Origin of the sequence: Kitasatospora purpeofusca (assembly GCF_000718025.1) — a bacterium.
Lineage (GTDB): Bacteria > Actinomycetota > Actinomycetes > Streptomycetales > Streptomycetaceae > Kitasatospora > Kitasatospora purpeofusca.
Genome location: NZ_JODS01000023.1, coordinates 70,003 through 88,583, shown reverse-complemented (window position 1 = coordinate 88,583; position 18,581 = coordinate 70,003). Strand labels below are relative to the sequence as shown.

The following is an 18,581-nucleotide window of genomic DNA, read 5'->3' as shown; positions in this document are numbered from 1 at the left end:
CGTCCCTTCGGCTACCCCTCCGACCGCTCGTTCGGCCGGTAGTTCGGTCCCGCCTCCTCGATGTACGTCAGCAGGGCCGACCCCGCGGACGTGACGTCCAGGTCGACGACGACCTCCTCGTCCTCCCAGCGGCCGTGCTCCGAGATGACGAGGCCGATCAGGGCCACGTCGCCCGCCCGGCCCCGCAGCTCGTACTGCTCGATGGTCTCGCCGCGCAGCCCGTCGTCCGGGTCGTCGCGCTCCCAGGCATCCACCGCGGCCTGCGCCACGGCCCGGGGCAGCCGCACCGTCACCCGGCCGACCTGGGAGTGGACGTGCTCCCCGATCGCGGCCAGCACCTTCGATTCCTGTCGGTACAGGGCGTACCGCTCCTCATCCACCATGGGGGCGACGCTACTCGGACCGCCGGACCCGGTTCGACCGAATTCCACCGGCCGACCACGGTCCACCGGTCCACCGGCCGACCACCGCCCCCGGCGCACGCGGGACCACGCACGCGGGACCATCGGCCCGCCCGGTTCCACCCGTCCGGCCCTGGTGGCGGGCCCGGTCCGGGGGTGGGATGGAGGTGACCGGGGCCCGGGGGGTCGGGAAGCGGCTCCGGCGGCACGAAGGGCAGGAGTACGAACATGAAGGCCGCCGTCGTCCACGACTTCACCCAGCCGCTCGTGATCGAGGAGCGCCCGGTCCCCGAGCCCGGCCCGCACCAGGTGCGGGTGCGGATCGAGGCCTCCGGTCTTTGCCACACCGACATCCACGCCGCGCACGGCGACTGGCCGGTCCGGCCGACCCCGCCGTTCGTGCCCGGACACGAGGGCGTCGGCATCGTCGAGGCGGCGGGCGCCGAGGTCCGGCACGTCACGGTGGGGGAGCGGGTGGCGATCCCGTGGCTGGCCGATGCCTGCGGCCGCTGCGACCACTGCGTCTCCGGCTGGGAGACCCTCTGCACCCGGCAGCACAACAGCGGCTACTCCGTCGACGGCGCCTACGCCGAGCAGGCCCTCGCCCACGGCGACTACGTCGTCCCCGTCCCCGACGGCCTCGACCCGCTGGACGCAGCCCCGCTGTCCTGCGCCGGTGTCACCACCTACAAGGCGCTCAAGGTCTCCGGCGCGGGCCCCGGCACCCGCGTCCTGGTCTCGGGCATCGGCGGCCTCGGCCACCTCGCCCTCCAGTACGCCCGCCTGGCCGGCGCCGAGACCGTCGCCGTCGACGTCACCGACGACAAGCTCGCCCTCGCCCGCGAACTCGGCGCGGACCACGTCCTCGACGCCCGGGTCCAGGACGTCGCCGCCGAGGTCCAGAAGCTCGGCGGTGCCCACGCCGCGATCGCACTCGCCGTCAGCAACGCCTCCTTCCAGGCCGCCTACGCCTCGCTGCGCCGCGGCGGCACCCTCGTCCTGGTCGCCCTGCCCGCCGAGGGCAGGCTCGAACTCCCGGTCTTCGACACCGTCCTGAACGGCACCCGGGTGATCGGCTCCATCGTCGGCACCCGCCAGGACCTCGCCGAGGTCTTCCGCCTCCACGCCCTCGGCCGCACCCGCGTCATCCGCGAGACCCGCCGCCTCGCCGACGTCAACACCTGCTTCGACGAGGTCCTCTCCGGCCGCACCCCCGCCCGCCTGGTCTTCGACCTGCGCTGACCCCTCGTCGTCCCTTCGACCCGGTGCCCGCCCCCGTTGTTCGGGGGCGGGCGCTTCGGTCTCCGGCCCTCCCGTGACCTGCGCCGATGTACAGAACGGGACACGTCCGGCGCGCGCGGAAACGGGATTGCCAGCCAGGATCGCCACGCACTAACGTTCGACCGCGCACCGATCGCCGAGGCGCGAGCACGTCACCTGACGCGCGGTCGGAACACGCACCACACTCGGACAAATCCTCTCGTTCGCGTCAATTGCGGCAGACAGCCGACGATCGACCGCGACCGAGGGGTCCCTGCTGCGAAGGCGAACTGACACCTCATGCGAGAAACCCGTTCATCCGCGCCGCCGCGCGGCCGGTCGGCGAGGCACCTGGCGCCGCTGCTCGCGATCGGCCTCGTGCTGGCAGCCCCCGGAGCCGCGTTCGCGGATCCCGGCGCGACCCCGACCGGCGTCCCGACCGGCGTCCCGACCGAGGCCCCGACTGGAGCCCCGACCAGTGTCCCGACGGCCCAGGATGCGGCACCGCCGGCCGAGCAGGCCCAGGCCCAGGCTCCGACCCCGGCCCAGGCCGCGGACGGTCCCGCACCGTCCACCCCCAGCAAGCTGTCCGTCAAGCCACAGCCCGTGGGCCAGGGCGGCGACGGCTGCGGAGCCGGCGCGCCCGGGTGGATCGGCAAGACCGTTCCCCTGTCGGACGGCACGTCCGACGTCCGCCTGAACGCCTGGAGCGGCGCTGCGCAGCCCGGCGTCGGGACCGTCACCGTCGGCTTCCGGGTGTGGGACACCACGGCCGGCGAGTCCGGTGACACCGGTGGTGTCACGCGGACCAGCCAGAGCGTCGTCGGCACCGGAGGCTGGGGACAGGCCACCGTCGGCCGCGTCCTCGCGGACGGTCACCAGTACGGCTGGAACGCCTGGACGACCGGCGGCGGCGTGAACAGCCCCGTGACGGCGGACTGCGCCTTCAAGGTCGACCTCTCCGCGCCCACCCTGGCGTCCATCGCGCCTTCCTCGGTGTTCCCGCCGCAGGGCAGTGGCGCCAAGCCCACCGGCCACGCCGGTGATCCCGGCATCACCGTCCGGGTCACCAGCAAGGACCCGGTGCCTACCGGCTGCGCCGACGGCTGCCTCGCCAGCGGCGTCCGCGAGTTCCAGTACACCCTCGATGGCAGTTGGTCCGGCGTCACCGGCACCGTCCCGGCCTCCCTGGCGGCGGACGGCACCGCGTTCGCCGATGTCCCGATCAGCGTCGGAGCCGGCAATTGGGGCTCGCACCAGTTGACGGTCAGCGCTGTCGACGGGGCCGGCAACTCCGATCCGCGGACGGCAATCTACAACTTCTACGCGCCGGCGAAGCTGGACCGCCCGGACGTGGCCGGCGACGTCGACGTCGACGGCGTACCCGACTTCCTGGCTCCGACCGCCGACGGCTCGCTGGCGCTGTTCCGCGGCGGCAGCGGTGCCGCGTCCGAGCCGGAGACGGTGTCCCCGGCCGCGAGCAGCCCCCTGCACGACGACTGGAACAACTACCTGCTGGCCCACCGAGGGGCCGTCGTCGGGCAGGGCGACTCGCTCTTCGCCTACCACAAGGGCACCAAGCAGCTCTTCCTCTACGCCAACGACGGCAACGCGACGCCGAACCCGGTGTTCGGGCGCTTCACCCGCACCGTCGGTCCGGTGGGAGACAGAACCCTCTGCGACAACGGCATCGACGGCACCTGGAACCACATCACCCGGATGGCCGCCGTGCAGCGGGGCACCGGCGGGGCCGGGCTGGTCACGGTCGAGCAGGGCCACCTGCGGTACTACAGCAACACCCGCAGCGGTTCCAACAACTGCCTCAATGCCGGTGTCGAGCTCGGTGCCCCGGGCGACGACTGGAGCGGCTTCACCCTCATGTACCCGGGTGACATCAGCGGGATTCCGACGCTCTGGGTGCGTGACACCGTGACCGGGGCTGTCTCCAGTCTGGTGCTGCCGCTGGACCCCAATGGCTGGCCCCTGGACGGCTCCGCGCCGCTGCCGCTGCCCGCCCACAAGCCCCTGCTGTCCGCGCTCCAGGGCGACGGCGGCGCGAGCCTGTGCGCCGACATCGACCACGGCCGGACCGGCAACGGCACCGCCGCCGTGCTGAGTGCCTGCTCGGACCAGGGCGCGGCCTCCAGCCAGGCGTTCACCCTGGGCACCGACGGTTCGGCGCACGTCCTCGGCAAGTGCCTGGACGTCACCGACGCGCTGACCGAGAGCGGTTCGCCCGTCAACCTGTGGGACTGCAACAACAGCCCGGCCCAGAAGTGGGTCGCCGGTCCCCACCCGGGCACGCTGATGAACCCGAACGCGGGCAAGTGCCTCGACGCGCCCGGCACCGCCGGGCCGGGCACCCACCTGGTGATCGGCGACTGCCAGGACGCGGCGAGCGACCGGTGGACGGTGCCCGCCACTCGCGCCGTGCTCCCGCTCGGGCTCGCCGCCGGTGTCGCCCCGCTCGTGGACTCGCCCGGTGACCTCGACGCGGACGGCCACGCCGACCTCGTGGTCGCCTTCGCCGACGGCCGCAAGGTGCGCTACCCGGGCATCGCCCCGGAGGGGGACCTGCCGCGCTTCGGTGAGCCGCGGGCGCTCTCGGCCCAGCCGGCCGGTTACAACATCGGTTCCATCCACGCCCAGGGCCGCTGCCTCGACAACTACGGTGCGTCGAACAACAGCGCGCTGCGCCTGTACGACTGCTGGAACGGCGCCAGCCAGGACTTCTGGTTCGCCTCCGACGGCACCCTGCGCACCGGCGGCCGCTGCGTCGGCGTCGAGGACAACCGGACCGACTGGGGCGCGCCGGTCGTGATCACGGACTGCCAGGCCGCCACCGGCCAGGTCTGGACGTTCCGCGAGGACGGCTCGATCTACAACCCCGCCTCGGACTCCTGCCTGGAGCTGCCGGGCTGGAACGGCGCCAACGGCACGGCCGTGGGCATCTGGGGTTGCTACGGCAACGCCAACCAGCGCTGGACGCTGTCCCCCAACACCGCCTGACCGTAACGCCGATACACACCCCCGGGCCCGCGACGCACCACGCGTCGCGGGCCCGGGCCGTTCGTGCGCCGCTCGCGCTCCCGTCCGCCGGGACCGGCCCGTCCGGTGTATGGCCGCCAACTCGTCCCCGGGCCTAGCATGTTGACGGGGGACACTGGGGGAGCGATGAACGAACTCTTCACGACGCTCGACCGGGCCGCCGGGCGCACTGCCGCCGGGCCGGGGCTGGACGGTCTGGTGGGCGGGCTGCTGGCGGAGGTGGCGGACGGCAGACGGGTGCTGCGGGCGGTGGACCATCCGCTGGGGTTCTACTGTCTGCCGGTGCTGCGCGAGGGCGCGCTCGGGGTGTGTGTGCACGTGTTCGACCCGGTCAGGGCTGCCGGGCGGCGCGAGATCCACTGTCACAGCTGGGAGCTGAAGAGCAGCGTGCTGTACGGGCGGGTCGGCAATCTGCGGGTCGGTGTGTACGACGAGGCCGTGCGGCCGAGCCACCGGGCCTTCGAGGTGTACAGCGACGCGGCCGCCGGGGTGGACGAGGTCCGGCCCACGGCGCGGTTGGTCCGCTGGGAGCCCTTGGGCGAGGAGGTCAGCGGGCGGGGCGAGACGTACACGCTGGCGGCGGGGGAGTTCCATGTCACGGCGCTGCCGGACGGCCGGGCCGCCGCCACCGTGGTGCTGGGCCGCACCGTGCCGGGGCCGGTGGACGTGGTGCTGGGGCCGGTGGACGGGGGCGCCCGGCGGGTGGTGCGGCGGTTGTGCGACGCGGACCGGACGGCCCGGATCGCGGGGGAGGTCGCCAGGAGGATCGGTGGACGGTACGTCGGCGGCCCCGGGTGACGGGGCGGGCGGGTTCGCGGAGGAGTGCCGGGTGGCGGTGGAGGCCGCCGAGGCGGCGGGCGCACTGCTGAGGTCGCGCTTCCTGGACGCCTTCCGGGTGGACAGCAAGGGCACGGACGGCGACGTGGTCACCGAACTCGACCTGCTCGCCGAGGAGCTGGTCACCCGGCGGCTGGCCGGGCGCTTCCCCGCCGACCGGATCCGGGCCGAGGAGGGCGGCGAGGTGGCCGGGCCGCCCGGCAGCCGCCGCACCTGGCTGGTCGACCCGCTGGACGGCAGCAACAACGTGGTCGTCGGCCTGCCGGCGTACGTGGTGGGCATCGCGCTGTGCGTGGACGGGGAGCCGGTGCTCGGGGTGGTGCACGACCCGGTGGCCGGCCGTACCTGGCGGGCGGTGCGCGGTGCGGGGGCGTACGGGCCCGGGGGGCGGTTGCGGCTGCCGGCGCGGCCGTCCGGCGCCGGACGCCCCGTGCTCGGGTGGACGCAGGGGCACAGGGTGGGCGGCGACCCGGTGGCGCGGGCGCTCAAGGACGGGTTGGAGGGCGGTGCCCGCCGGGTGCTGCAGCTCTGGGCGCCGCTGCTGACCTGGGCCCTGCTGGCCGGCGGGCTGATCGACGGCTTCGTCGGCTACCGGGCGGAGGAGATCGACCTGCCGGCCGGCTGTCTGCTGGCCACCGAGGCGGGGGTGCAGGTCCGGGGGCTGGACGGTGGACCGTTCAGCCCCCGGACCGGGCAGCCGGAGACGGCCCGCAGCTATGTCGCGGGGCGTCCGGAGCTGCTGCCCTACCTGCTCGACCTGGTCGCCGGGGCCGGGGCCGGCTGACACCTCGGCGGAGCAGCTCTCAGGCCGTCAGCGCCAGCGCCGCCGTCGCCAGGGCGACGCCGCCGACCGCCAGCACCGCGCTCGCCCCGGCCACCCCGCGCAGCGGCACCCGCAGGCCGGCCGAGCGGCAGCGCTCGTACCAGAGCAGGGTGGCCAGCGAGGCCCAGGGGGCCACCAGCGGGCCGACGTTGGTGCCGATCAGCAGCGCCAGCAGCTGGGTGTGGTTGCCCGCCGGGACCGCGGCCTCCCCGGCCAGGTAGACGGGCAGGTTGTTCAGCAGGTTGGACAGGCCCGCGCCGACCGCCGAGGCCCGGAACAGGCCGAGGGTGCCGCCGTCGGTGCCGATCGCGTCGGCGAGCAGCCGGTGCAGCCCGTGCGCGTCCACCGTCTGCACCACCAGGAACATGCCGGGCACCATCACCAGCAGCCGCCACGGGACCAACGAGGCCCGCAGCGCCTCCGGCCGTCGCAGCGCGAAGGCCGCGACCACGACGGCGGCCGCCGCGCCCGAGGCCACCCAGAGCGGGACGACCGCCGCCAGGCTGGCCACCAGGAAGCCGATGCAGGCCAGCGCGCAGATCCGGAACAGCACCCGGTCCCCGGGCCGGTGGGCGGCCGGCGGCCGGTAGTCGTCCGCGCCGCGCCGTCCGCGCCGCCAGTAGAAGGCCCACAGGCAGGCCATGGTGGCCAGCAGCGCGGCCAGCTGCGGCGCCCACATGGCGCGGGCCAGGCCGGCCGGGGAGAGCGCGACCCGGTCGGCGGCCAGCAGGTTGGTGAGGTTGGAGACCGGCAGCAGCAGGCTCGCCGTGTTGGCCAGCCAGACCGTGGTCATGGCCAGCGGCAGCGGGGCGATGCCGACCCGGGTGGCGAGGGCCAGCATGACGGGGGTCAGCAGCACGGCGGTGGTGTCGAGGTTGAGCACGGTGGTGGTCAGCGCGGCGAAGCCGACGCAGAGCAGGAACAGCGCGGGATAGCTGCCCCGCCCGGCCCGTGCCACCCAGGCCGCGACCACGTCGAACACCTCGGCCGCGCTGGTCAGCTCGGCGAGCACGATCACCGAGCCCAGGAAGGCCAGCAGCGGCACGATCCGTTGGAAGGCCGACCCGGCGGCGTCCGTCGGGAGGAGCCCGGTGGCGAGGAACAGCAGGCCGCAGGCGAGCAGCCCCGCCGCCAGCAGGTCCAGGGGATGAAGCCGTTTGACGGCGGGCCGGTATGCGAACACGGACGTCAGGGTCGCACACGAGGGGTTTCGGGGCGAGGCCGCCGTGCGAACATCCGGCCACCGCTCGACCGGGTGTTCGTGCCGAGCGACCGAAAAACCACCCGAATCCATTGCGGTGAAACAGGGTTGAGCCCCTCCCGATCGGTCATAAGCTCCTCCCATGGGGGCTCTTGACGCGATCCCGGGTGGCCCCGGGCCGATCGACTTCTTCATCAGCTACTCTCCGGCCGACGAGCGCTGGGCGGCCTGGATCGCCTGGACCCTGGAGGAGGCGGGCTACCGGGCCTTCCTCCAGGCCTGGGACTTCGTGCCCGGGACCAACTTCGTCGACTTCATGGACCGGGGCATCACCGAGTCCGCCGCGGTGATCGCGCTGCTCTCGCGCAACTACGAGCGCTCCCGCTACGGCCGGATGGAGTGGCAGGCCGCGCTGCGCGCCGACCCGGACGACCCGGAGCGGCGACTGGTGACGGTCCGGATCGAGGACATCCCGGTGGACGGCCTGCTCGCCACCCTCACCTACATCGACCTGGTCGGCGTCACCGAGCCCGACCGCGCCCGGGGGCTGCTGCTCACCCGGGTCGCGCAGGCGATGGACGGCCGGGCCCGCCCCGAACTGTCCCCCGGCTACCCGGGCAACGGGAACGGCCCGGCGGCAGGCACGGGCACAGGCACAGGCACAGGCACGGGCAGCGGCAGTGGCACCGGCACCGGCACCGCCCAGGACCTCGTCCCCGCCCCCCGCCCGGGCAGCGACACCGGCCGGGCCGGGCGCCGCCGCCCCTCCGCCCGGCCCGAGTACCCGCAGGCCGCCGGCCGCGCCGCCGGACGCGAGGAGGTCTCCGTCCTCCACCTGGCCGGCCCCGCCTTCGGCCGGGGCGCCGACCCGGTGGACCTCCAGTCGGCCCTCTGGGGCGACCTCGTCGAACTCGCCGACGCCGGAGCCCCCGCGCCCGAACTCGTCGTCGTCACCGGCGACCTCACCGCCACCGGCAGCCCCCGCGAGTGCGAGCAGGCGCTGACCTTCCTGACCGGGATCCGCTCCCTGCTCGGGCTCGAACCGCACCGGGTGGCCGTCCTGCCCGGCGGCCTGGACGTCAGCCAGGCCGCCTCCCGCGCCTACTTCGCCACCTGCGAGGCCGACGAACTGCGGCCCGCCGCACCGTACTGGCCCAAGTGGCGGCACTACTCCCGGCTGTTCCAGGAGTTCTACCAGGGCCTGGACGTGGTCTTCGACAGCGCCCAGCCCTGGACGCTCTTCCCGGTGCCCGAACTCGGCACCGTCGTCGCCGGGCTCAACTCCTCGATGGCCTGGACCCACCGGCCCGAGGACCGCTACGGCTGGCTCGGGCCCGAGCAGGCGGCCTGGTTCGCCCAGGCGCTGCGCCCCTACGAGAACGACGGGTGGCTGCGGATCGGCGCGGTCAGGCACCCGGTCGCCGCCGGACAGGCCGGGCCGGGGCCCGCCGGAGGCGTCGGACCGCTGCGCGACGCCGACCGCTTCACCCGGCTCACCGCCCCCCGCCTCCACCTGCTGCTGCACGGCCCCGCCACCGACGCCGCCACCGACTCCGGCGGCCCCGGCCGCGGCCCCGCCGCGCGCCCGCTCCCCCCGCACCTGCTCACCACCACGGCCGGCGAACTGCCCGTGCTCGGCGCCACCGCCCCCGGCGCCCACCAACTGCTGCGGCTCACCCGCGACGGCCTCACCCGCTGGCCCGCCTCCGCACCGGGCAGCCCCACCCCCGGGGCCACCGCGGGCCCCACCACCCCCCACCGCCTCACCGTCGCCTGGCGCCGCGCCGAGCGCGCCTTCCCCGTCCCCGCGCCGACCCCCCGCTCCGGACCCCCGCAACTGGAGGAGTCCCGGGCACCCGCCGACACCGACCACGAGACCCGCGCCCTCGCCTCCCCCCAGGAGGCCCTGCTGGCCCGGGTCGCCGAGGTCTGCCGCACCCGCCACCCCGGCGCCCAGATCCGCCCGGTGGCCGGTACCACGACCCAGCTCTTCGTCACCTGGGCCGAGTCCGGGCTGGTCCGCCAGCAGCGGGTGGCCGCCTGCGTCGGCACCCCCACCGAGCAGGAGGTCGAGCAGTTCGTCGACGCCGTGCACGGCGACGGCGCCGGGCTCGACGCGGAACTCGTCCACGACGGCCCGCCGCCCTCCCGCGACCTGCGCGACCGGGCCCGCCGCCGCGGCGTGCGGCTGCGCAGCTTCCTGGAGTTCCAGGGCCTGCTGGACCTGCGCGGCTACGTCGGCGCCCAGACCGAACGGCTCTCCACCGACAGCCAGTACCACCCCGACCTCTACCTCGCCCAGCGCTACCGCGACGCCGAACGCCCCGACGCCGACGAGCGCGAGGGCCTGGTCGACGAACTGCTGCGGCTGCTGGACTCCGACCACGGCCGCTTCGTGCTGCTGCTCGGCGACTTCGGCCGCGGCAAGACCTTCGCCCTGCGCGAGCTGGCCCGCCGGCTGCCCGCCGAACTCCCGCACCTGGCACCCCTGTTCATCGAACTCAGCGCGCTCGACAAGGCGCACTCGCTGGACGGCCTGGTCGCCGCCCACCTCACCGAGCACGGCATCGACACCCTCGACCTGCGGGCCTTCCGCTACATGCTCCGGCAGGGGCGGGTGGTGCTGCTGTTCGACGGCTTCGACGAGCTGGTCAACCGGGTCAGCTACGAACGCGCCGCCGACCACCTCCAGGTGCTGCTGGACGCGGCCGTGGACAACGCCAAGATCGTCGTCACCAGCCGCACCCAGCACTTCAGCTCCCACGAGCAGGTGCTCACCGCCCTCGGCGAGCGGGTCGGCCTGCTCCCGCAGCGCCGGCTGATCGCCGTCCAGGACTTCACCCCGCACCAGATCCGCGGCTACCTCGGCAACCGCTACGGCGACGAGGAGACCGCGAGCCGCCGGATGCGGCTGCTGGAGGCCGTCCCCGACCTGCTCGCGCTGTGCCGCAACCCCCGGCTGCTGAGCTTCGTCGCCGACCTCGACCACGACCGGCTGCGCGCCGTCGCCGGCGCCGGGCGGGCACTCAGCGCCGCCGGCCTGTACGAGGAGGTGTTCACCTCCTGGCTGCGGTTCGAGGAGCGCCGCGGCCACGGCGGCCCCGGCGCCGCGCCCGGACTCGGGCTCGACCAGCTCTGGCAGGCCGTCACCCTGCTCGCCCTGCGGCTGTGGGAAAGCGGGCGCAGCTCCATCCCGCTGGACGAGATCGTCGACATCGCCAATGTGCTCAACGGCCTCGCCGAGAACCGGATGCCCACCCCGCAGGTCGCCCACGCCGTCGGCTCCGGCAGCCTGCTGGTCCGCTCCGACGAGGGCATGTTCCACTTCATCCACGGCTCGGTGGGGGAGTGGCTGGTCGCCCGCGCCGCCGCCGAGGCGCTGGCCCGCGCGGACACCACCCTGCTCGCCCGCGGCCCGCTCAGCCGGCTCGCCGTCGAGTTCCTCTGCGACCTGGCCGACCACCAGGCCTGCCAGCAGTGGGCCCGCTCCGTCCTGGACGCCCCCGAGACCGCCACCGAGGCGGCCCGGCTCAACGCCGTCAAGGTGCTCGACCGGCTGCGCGTCCCCGCCCACACCGACCTGCGCGGTGCCACCCTGGCCGGCGAGGACCTGTCGCACCGCGACCTGTCCGGCGTCGACCTGTTCGGCGCGGACCTGCGCGGCGCCCGGCTGCTCGGCGCCAACCTCTCGGGCGCGGACCTGCGCGGCGCCCGGCTGGCCGGCGCCCGCCTCGATTCCGCCGACCTCACCGGCGCGGACCTGCGCTTCGCCGATCTGCGCGGCGCCCGGCTGGTCCGCACCGACCTGCGCGGCGCCCGGCTGCGCGGCAGCCACTGGCAGCGGTCCGCGCTGATCTCCGCCGTCACCGACGAGGAGGTGCTCGCCGCCCCCGAGCTGCGCGCCGCCGCGATCGCCCCCGGGCTGCCGGTCGAGGCCGGGTTCAGTCCCTCCGAGGTCGGCGTCCCCTACGGCTTCGACGTGCGCTCCACCCGGCTGCCCGAACCGGTCGCCTTCAGCCGCGACGGCCATCTGCTCGCCGTCGGCTCCGAGGACGGCAGCGTGCTGATCTGCGACGCCGTCACCGGCATCGCCCTGCGCACCCTCAAGGACCACATCGGGCGGGTCTACTCGGTCAAGTTCGCCGACGACGTGCTCGCGACCGGCAGCGCCGACGGCACCGTCCGGCTCTGGGACCCGGTCTCCGGCGAGTGCCGCCACCGCCTCGACGTGCACCCCGGCGGCGTCTGGCCGCTCTCGCTCGCCCGGGACGGACGGCTGGTCGCCACCGGCGACCTCAACGGCGTGGTCACCCTCTGGGACACCGTCACCGGCGAGCCCCGGCACCGCCTGCCCGGCCACGCCGCGCCCGTCTACACGGCCGTGTTCAGCCCCGACGGCGCCCTGCTGGTCACCGGTGACCAGCGCGGCGGCGGCCGGCTGTGGTCCACCGCGAACGGCCGCCGGCTCGCCGAACTCCCCGGCCACCGCGGCACCCTCTACCGCTCCGCGTTCAGCCCGGACGGCACCCTGGTGGCCACCGCCGACGGCGGCCCCGACGACGGCACCGGCGGCACCGTGCGGATCTGGGAGGTCGCCTCCCGCCGGCTGCGCCACAGCATGCCCGGCCACGCCGGACGGATCTACACCCTCGCCTTCCACCCCGAGGGCGACCTGCTCGCCAGTGGCGACACCGAGGGCCAGATCCGGCTCTGGAACCCGCTCGACGGCACCGCGGTCGGCCGCCCGGAGGACTCCACCGGCAAGATCTACCAGGTCACCTTCGACGAGGCCGGCACCCGGTTCGCGGCCAGTGACAGCGACGGCGGCGTCCGGGTCTGGCGGGTCGGCCCCGCCGACGGCACCGGCGGCGCCCGGGAGGTGACGCCGCTGCGCCGGCAGCCGCCCGAGCACCGGGGCTCGGTCTGGGCCTGCCGGTTCCGGCCCGGTTCCGGCCGGGGCGGCGCGGAGAGCGACCCGCTGCTGGTCACCGGCGCCAACGACGGCCGGGTCCGGCTCTGGGACCCGTCCTCGGGCCGCAGCCGCCAGCTGCTGCGCGGCCACGGCCGGCGGATCGGCTCGCTCACCTTCAGCGGCGACGGCACCCTGCTGGCGGCCGGCGGCAACGACGGCCGGGTCCGGCTGTGGGAGCCGTCCACCGGCCGCCGGCTGCGCGAGCTCTCGGGCCGCAGCAGCCGGCTGGTCTCGGCCGTGTTCAGCCCGGAGGAGGCGGTGCTGGCCACCGCCACCAACGACGGCGACCTGTGCCTGTGGAACGCCCGCACCGGCGAGTACCTGCGCGAGATGGACGTCGAGACCGAGCACGTCTGGGCGGAGGCGTTCAGCGCCGACGGCGTCCTGGTGGCCACCGCCAACGACGACGACACCGTCCGGATCTGGTACCGGCGCACCGGCGCCCACCTCAACACGCTCCGCGAGCACCGGGGCCGGGTCCGCTCGATCGCGTTCAGCCCGGACGGGCGGCAGCTGCTGACCGGCTGCGACGACAGCCGGGTGCGGATCTCCGACATCGATGCCGGGCGGGTGGTGGCCGAACTCGACGGCCACACCGACCGGGTGTACGCCGTCTCGCCGGCCGCCGACAGCACCTGGCTGGCCAGCGCCTCCTGGGACGGCACCGCGGTGATCTGGGTGGACCGGGCCGTCCGGCACCGGCTGACCGGCCACGTCGGTCGGCTGTGGACCGCCGCCGCGCACCCGAGCCGCCCGCTGCTCGCCACCGCCGGGGACGACCGGGTGGTCCGGCTCTGGGACCCGCTCGCCGGCACCGAGGTGGCGGGGCTGCGCGGCCACACCGGCCGGATCCTGGCCGTCACGTTCAGCCCGGACGGCTCCCTGCTGGCCAGCGGCGGCGAGGACGGCACGATCCGGCTCTGGCGCATCCCCGCGGAGGGCCGCCCCACCGCGCTCGCCACCCTGCTCGGCACCCCCGACGGCTGGGCCGCCCTGCTGCCCTCCGGCGCCTACAAGTGCGAGGGCGACGTCGCCGGCGAGTTCTGGCACGCCGTCGGCATGTGCCGCTTCGAACCGGGCGAACTCGACTCCCACCTCCCCGGCGTCCACCGCCTCCCCCCGGAGGCCCTGCTCTGATCCCCGCCGGTTCCTCGGCCACGGTCGGCGGGGAGCGGGGCGCACGACGGAGGCCCCGTCACACGTGACGAGGCCTCCTGGGGCAGTGCTGATGCCCGGGGGTGCTGCTACTGGTACTGCACGGAGAGGGTGGTGCCCGCGAAGCCCTGCTGGGCGGCGAGGCTGAAGTAGACCCAGCCGGCCGGCGGGTTGGTGATCGTCAGCGTCTCGCCGTTGCCGGCGTTGGTGGACTTGGCGAGGAAGTTGCTGGTGGTGGCCCAGTTGGAGCCGCCGTAGTACAGGTCGGCGTTGCCGGTGCCGCCGCTGCTGGTGATGGTCAGCGTCTTGACGCCGGCCGGCAGGTTCAGGAAGTGGTAGCTGTAGTTGCCGGTGGCGGCGGCCAGGTTGTCCCGGCGGCAGTTGTTGTCGAACTGGCGGGTGTCCGGGATGGTGCAGACCGGGGTGGTCGGGGTGACCGGGCCGGTCGGGGCCTCCGGGAGCGGGCCGCAGTCGTTGGTGGCGCAGGCGCCGAGCCAGTTGCTGAAGTCGGCGTCGTAGCGGGTGCCGATGGTGGTCTTCAGGATGGTGCGGGCGCCGTTCCAGTCACCCGTGCGGTACTTGGCGAGCACGGCGTCCATGTCGGAGCGGTGCTGCTGCAGCATGTAGCGGGTGGCCAGCCAGCCCCAGCGGTAGACCCGGTTGGAGTTGACGTCGGCGTCGGCGGTCTGGTCGTAGACGGTGTCGAAGAGCTCGCTGAGCTTGTAGGTCTTCTTGGCGGCCTCGGCGATCGCGTCGGCGTTGCGCACGTTGCGGTAACCGTAGGAGATGTTCTCGGCGATGCCCTCGACCCACCAGATGGTCGGGGTCACGATGCCGGCCTCGAAGTCGCCGTACATGTTGTAGCGGCCGTCGAGGTAGTGGGTGTACTCGTGGTTGAGGTTCCAGATCTGGAACTCCGGGCGGATCCAGGACGCCTCGTGGGCGATGAAGCGGGCCTGGTTGCCGGCCACCGCCGGGTTGCCCTCCTCGTACATGCCGCCGTTGTCGACGTCGATGTCGTAGAAGGCCCAGGCGTACAGCGAGTACTGGTCGTAGTCGTCGAAGGCGACGACCTCGAGGTTGGTGTTCACATCGCCGGGGATGGCGCCCTTGTCACCGATGATCTTGTGGAAGTAGGCATCCTGGTTGATCAGGCTGGTGCAGGTGGTCGCAAGCTGACCCGGGGACATGTCCTGGGCCTTGATCTTCAGGCCGTCGTTGCAGACCTTCTGGATCGGCAGGATGACCGGCATGAGGCGGGTGTTCAGGTCGCAGATGCCGAAGTCCGCGCAGTGGCCCTTGTCGAACTTGCGCGTCGCCCAGCCCAGGTTCATGGTGATCGGGGCGGTCGGGCCGACGTTCGGGTAGCGGTTGATCAGGTCCTTCATGATCGGTCGCAGCTGGGTCTTCAGCTCCGGCACGTCCAGCGCGTAACCGAGGTAGCGGCCGATGTTGCTGACGATGTCGAAGCGGTTCAGCAGCGAGTCGTTGCGGGTGATGAAGCCGGACCAGGAGTTCAGGATGCTGGGGTCGGCCTTGAGGGCGGCCTTCCAGCCCTTGCTGTCGTTGGCGGCCGCGAAGCCGTCCTTGAGGACCCAGTCGAACTCGGCGACGGTGGCCGTCATCCGCTCGGGCCAGGTGCCGGTGTAGTTGTCGAGCAGCCACTTGAAGTAGCCGGCGTAGCGGCCGAGGGTGTCGGTCTGGCCGATCACCTTGACGACCTCGACCATGAGGTCGCCGTTGGCGGCGGTGGCGTCCTTGCTGTGGTTGTTGGCGAAGAACGCGTCCAGCCCGCCGCGGGTGGCGGCGGCCAGCGTCGGGCCGTAGCTGCCGATGGCGTTCGGGTTGGTCTCGTGCAGGTAGTAGCCCGCCCGCAGGAAGAGCACCAGCTGGCCGACGGCCGTGCTGTTGTCGCCCGGGTAGGCCGGGGCGGCGTCGCGCAGCGCGTTGGCGACGGTCACCATGTTGGCCTCGCGGAAGGCGGAGCCCGAGGCGTTGACGTCGATGTTGAACAGCGGCCAGGTGCACTCGACCCGCGGCAGGGCCTTGAGCTGCTGGACCAGGGCGCTGCCCGAGGCGTTGAGCACCCCGGACAGGTCGGGACAGGGGTCCGCGGCGGCGGCCGAGAAGCCCTTGGCGGCCTTGACCGGAGCGGTGACCGGAGCGGCCGGCGGGGTGTGCGCCGTGGTGCTGTCCTGGGCGGAGATCTTGTAGGCGCTGGTGCTCTTGGCATCGGGCGACTTGGGGACCGGGATCGACCGCGGGGTGGAGGTCGCGGCCTTGGTGCCGGTCGGGGTGGCGGCGCCGGCCGGGGCGGCCTGGGAGGCCTGCGGGGCCAACAGTCCGAGGGCGATGAAGAAGGCCGCGCCGAGCGCAGGGAGCTTGCGCGCGTTGGCCGTGTTTATCCGGGAGGGACGCATCTGTGGGGGCCTCCGGGGCCGTTCGGGGCCGCGATTTGGGGGGCGCGGCCACTCGATGTGTGACATGTAAAATGGCACACACCGCCAGCCGCCGGGAAGGCCCGGGCGTCGAATAATCGTTCGCCGCAACCGAAACGTTGTCAGGGGGCCCCGTGGTGGGGCATTTGTCCTGGTAGGGCTCAGGCGGCCGGTGCGGCAGGGCGTGCGGCGGCGGCCCGCGGGGTGAGCGCCGCGGCCTCCAGCGGGGCCGAGGGGTCGACCGAGAGGTCCGCCGGCGCCGGCTCGGCGCCGGCCCGGACCAGCAGGTCGCCGACGGCCGCGACCATCGCCCCGTTGTCGGTGCACAGCCGCAGCGGCGGCACCCGCAGCGCGATCCCGGCCGAGGCGCAGCGCCGCTCGGCCAGCTCCCGCACCCGCGAGTTGGCGGCCACCCCGCCGACCACCACCAGCGTGCCGATCCCGTGGTCCAGGCAGGCCCTGACGGCCTTGCGGGTCAGTACGTCGGCGATCGCCTCCTGGAGTGCGGCGGCCGCGTCCGGGACGTTCGGCTCGGTGCCGGCGGCCCGCTGTCCCTCCACCCAGCGGGCGGCGGCGGTCTTCAGGCCGGAGAAGGAGAAGGCGTAGGGCGGGTCGTTCGGTCCGCTCAGGGGGCGCGGGAGGCGCACCGCGCGCCGGTCGCCGTCCCGGGCCGCCCGGTCGATCGCCGGACCGCCCGGGTAGGGCAGGTGCAGGATCCGGGCGACCTTGTCGAAGCACTCGCCGGCCGCGTCGTCCAGGGTGTCCCCGAGGTGGACGACGGGGTCGCGGGCCAGGTCGCGCACCAGCAGCAGCGAGGTGTGCCCGCCGGAGACGATGAGCACGATGCACGGGTCCGGCAGCGGACCGCCGTCGAGCGTCGCGGCGGCCACGTGCCCGGCGAGGTGGTGCACCCCGTACAGCGGGACGCCGAGCGAGAAGGAGTACGCCTTGGCGGCCGCCACCCCGATCTGCAGCGCCCCGGCCAGGCCCGGACCGGTCGTCACCGCCACCGCGCCGATGTCGGCCAGGGTGAGCCCGGCCCGCCGCAGGGCCTCGTCGACCACCGGCGCCATCGCCTGGAGGTGCGCGCGGGCGGCGATCTCGGGGACCACGCCGCCGTAGCGGGCGTGCTCGTCCATCGAGGACGCCACCGCCTGGCCGAGCAGCACGCCGTCGCGCACCAGCCCCGCGCCGGTCTCGTCGCAGGACGACTCGATGCCCAGCACCACCGGCGATCCGGCCACAGTGTCCACCCTTATTGCTTGCGTCTACTACCTGCAACTATTGTGCAACAAGGATCCGCGGTGAAGATCTCCGGGGTGGGAGGAATACGCAGGAGCCGGTGCTTAGTTTCTGCAACTGATACGCAATAGTGTTGACCCGGCACGATCGTCACCGTTGAACTCGCCGAAAGGGCCCGTCTCCTGATGAGCACCTACTCGCTTCCCGACCTCCCGTACGACTACTCCGCGCTGGAGCGCGCGATGTCCGCGGAGATCCTGGAGCTGCACCACTCCAAGCACCACGCCGCGTACGTCAAGGGCGCCAACGACACCCTGGAGCAGCTCGCCGAGGCGCGGGACAAGGAGCAGTTCGGCGGCCTGGTCGGGCTGCAGAAGACCTTCGCCTTCCACCTGTCCGGCCACGTGCTGCACTCGCTGTTCTGGCAGAACCTCTCCCCGGAGGGCGGCGACCGCCCCGAGGGCGAGCTGGCCGACGCCATCACCGAGCACTTCGGCAGCTTCGACGCCTTCAAGAAGCAGCTGACCACCGCCACCACCGGCGTCCAGGGCTCGGGCTGGGGCATCCTCTCCTGGGAGCCGCTGGCCGGCCGCCTGATCGTCGAGCAGGTCTACGACCACCACGGCAACGTCGGCCAGGGCACCACCCCGCTGCTGGCCTTCGACGCCTGGGAGCACGCCTACTACCTGCAGTACCGCAACGTCCGCCCCGACTACGTCACCCGCCTGTGGGACGTCGTCAACTGGCAGGACGTCTCGGCCCGCTTCACGGCGGCGAAGAGCGCCTGACCCCTCCTTTCTGGGGTGAGTCGCCCAAAATCACCTGACCCAGGGCAGGGCAGGTAACGAAGGGCCCCCGAACGGTGCGAACCGTCCGGGGGCCCTTTCGTGCACGTCAGGCAGACCCCTTGCCATCGATCTCGTCCAGGAGCGTGACCTCGAACGATTCGAGGTACCGGCCGCGCTCCGCCAGGAACCGGCGGACATGGGGCTGCCGCTCGTGCTCCTCGAACGCCTCGCGGTCCGCGTACAGCTCGTAGAAGACCCGGACCCGCGGCTCGTCCGGCACGGCGTGATTGACGTAGACGAGAGTCCCGGGCTCCTTCGCGCGGATCCCTTCGAGTGCTTCCCGTGCCAGTTCGTCGAAGGCGTGAGCGGCTGTCGCATCACGGGCCACGAACCGTACAACGAGGCCGAATCCCATG

The 18,581-nt window shown here is 73.8% G+C and carries 11 protein-coding genes; 6 read left to right on the top strand and 5 right to left on the bottom strand.

Annotation, left to right across the window (positions count from 1 at the left end; translation table 11 throughout):
- Window positions 1–11: 11 nt before the first annotated feature.
- Window positions 12–383, bottom strand: a complete 372-nt coding sequence (locus IF01_RS0128430) for a hypothetical protein (RefSeq protein ID WP_051742108.1) — start codon at window positions 381–383, stop codon at window positions 12–14.
- Window positions 384–629: 246 nt separating this feature from the next.
- Here IF01_RS0128430 and adhP point away from each other — a divergent pair, with 246 nt between their 5' ends.
- The 4 genes from adhP (at window position 630) to IF01_RS0128410 (ending at window position 6,330) form a co-directional block, all read left to right on the top strand.
- A complete protein-coding gene (gene adhP / locus IF01_RS0128425) occupies window positions 630–1,643 on the top strand; it encodes an alcohol dehydrogenase AdhP (protein ID WP_030396421.1) in 1,014 nt (337 codons plus the stop codon).
- Window positions 1,644–1,961: 318 nt separating this feature from the next.
- Window positions 1,962–4,670 (top strand): ricin-type beta-trefoil lectin domain protein, encoded by a 2,709-nt coding sequence (locus IF01_RS0128420; protein ID WP_030396420.1) that lies wholly within the window; start codon window positions 1,962–1,964, stop codon window positions 4,668–4,670.
- A gap of 165 nt (window positions 4,671–4,835) precedes the next feature.
- Window positions 4,836–5,507, top strand: coding sequence for a hypothetical protein (locus tag IF01_RS0128415; RefSeq protein WP_030396419.1), 672 nt, complete (start codon window positions 4,836–4,838; stop codon window positions 5,505–5,507).
- The gene (locus IF01_RS0128410) at window positions 5,479–6,330 is read left to right on the top strand and encodes an inositol monophosphatase family protein (protein WP_037781413.1); all 852 of its coding nucleotides are present in this window, start codon (window positions 5,479–5,481) and stop codon (window positions 6,328–6,330) included. Before IF01_RS0128415 ends, IF01_RS0128410 begins: the two co-directional genes overlap by 29 nt.
- 19 nt (window positions 6,331–6,349) lie before the next feature.
- Here the strand turns inward: IF01_RS0128410 and IF01_RS0128405 are convergent, their stop codons facing one another.
- Window positions 6,350–7,552 carry an ArsB/NhaD family transporter gene (locus IF01_RS0128405; RefSeq protein WP_244215653.1) on the bottom strand — a complete coding sequence of 401 codons (1,203 nt, stop codon included), beginning with the start codon at window positions 7,550–7,552 and terminating at the stop codon, window positions 6,350–6,352.
- Between the two features lie 160 nt (window positions 7,553–7,712).
- Between IF01_RS0128405 and IF01_RS0128400 the strand changes: the two genes are divergently transcribed.
- Window positions 7,713–13,679 carry a WD40 domain-containing protein gene (locus tag IF01_RS0128400; RefSeq protein ID WP_051756392.1) on the top strand — a complete coding sequence of 1,989 codons (5,967 nt, stop codon included), beginning with the start codon at window positions 7,713–7,715 and terminating at the stop codon, window positions 13,677–13,679.
- Window positions 13,680–13,786: 107 nt separating this feature from the next.
- Here IF01_RS0128400 and IF01_RS0128395 read toward each other — a convergent pair whose 3' ends face one another.
- A complete protein-coding gene (locus IF01_RS0128395) occupies window positions 13,787–16,117 on the bottom strand; it encodes a M9 family metallopeptidase (protein WP_051756389.1) in 2,331 nt (776 codons plus the stop codon).
- A gap of 179 nt (window positions 16,118–16,296) precedes the next feature.
- The gene (gene tsaD, locus IF01_RS0128390; RefSeq protein ID WP_375341006.1) at window positions 16,297–17,364 is read right to left on the bottom strand and encodes a tRNA (adenosine(37)-N6)-threonylcarbamoyltransferase complex transferase subunit TsaD; all 1,068 of its coding nucleotides are present in this window, start codon (window positions 17,362–17,364) and stop codon (window positions 16,297–16,299) included.
- 198 nt (window positions 17,365–17,562) lie between these two features.
- Here tsaD and IF01_RS0128385 point away from each other — a divergent pair, with 198 nt between their 5' ends.
- Window positions 17,563–18,165 carry a superoxide dismutase gene (locus IF01_RS0128385; protein ID WP_030396413.1) on the top strand — a complete coding sequence of 201 codons (603 nt, stop codon included), beginning with the start codon at window positions 17,563–17,565 and terminating at the stop codon, window positions 18,163–18,165.
- Between the two features lie 106 nt (window positions 18,166–18,271).
- On the opposite strand, the gene IF01_RS0128380 is transcribed toward IF01_RS0128385, so the two are convergent.
- The gene (locus IF01_RS0128380) at window positions 18,272–18,580 is read right to left on the bottom strand and encodes a putative quinol monooxygenase (RefSeq protein ID WP_030396412.1); all 309 of its coding nucleotides are present in this window, start codon (window positions 18,578–18,580) and stop codon (window positions 18,272–18,274) included.
- Window position 18,581: the final 1 nt, after the last annotated feature.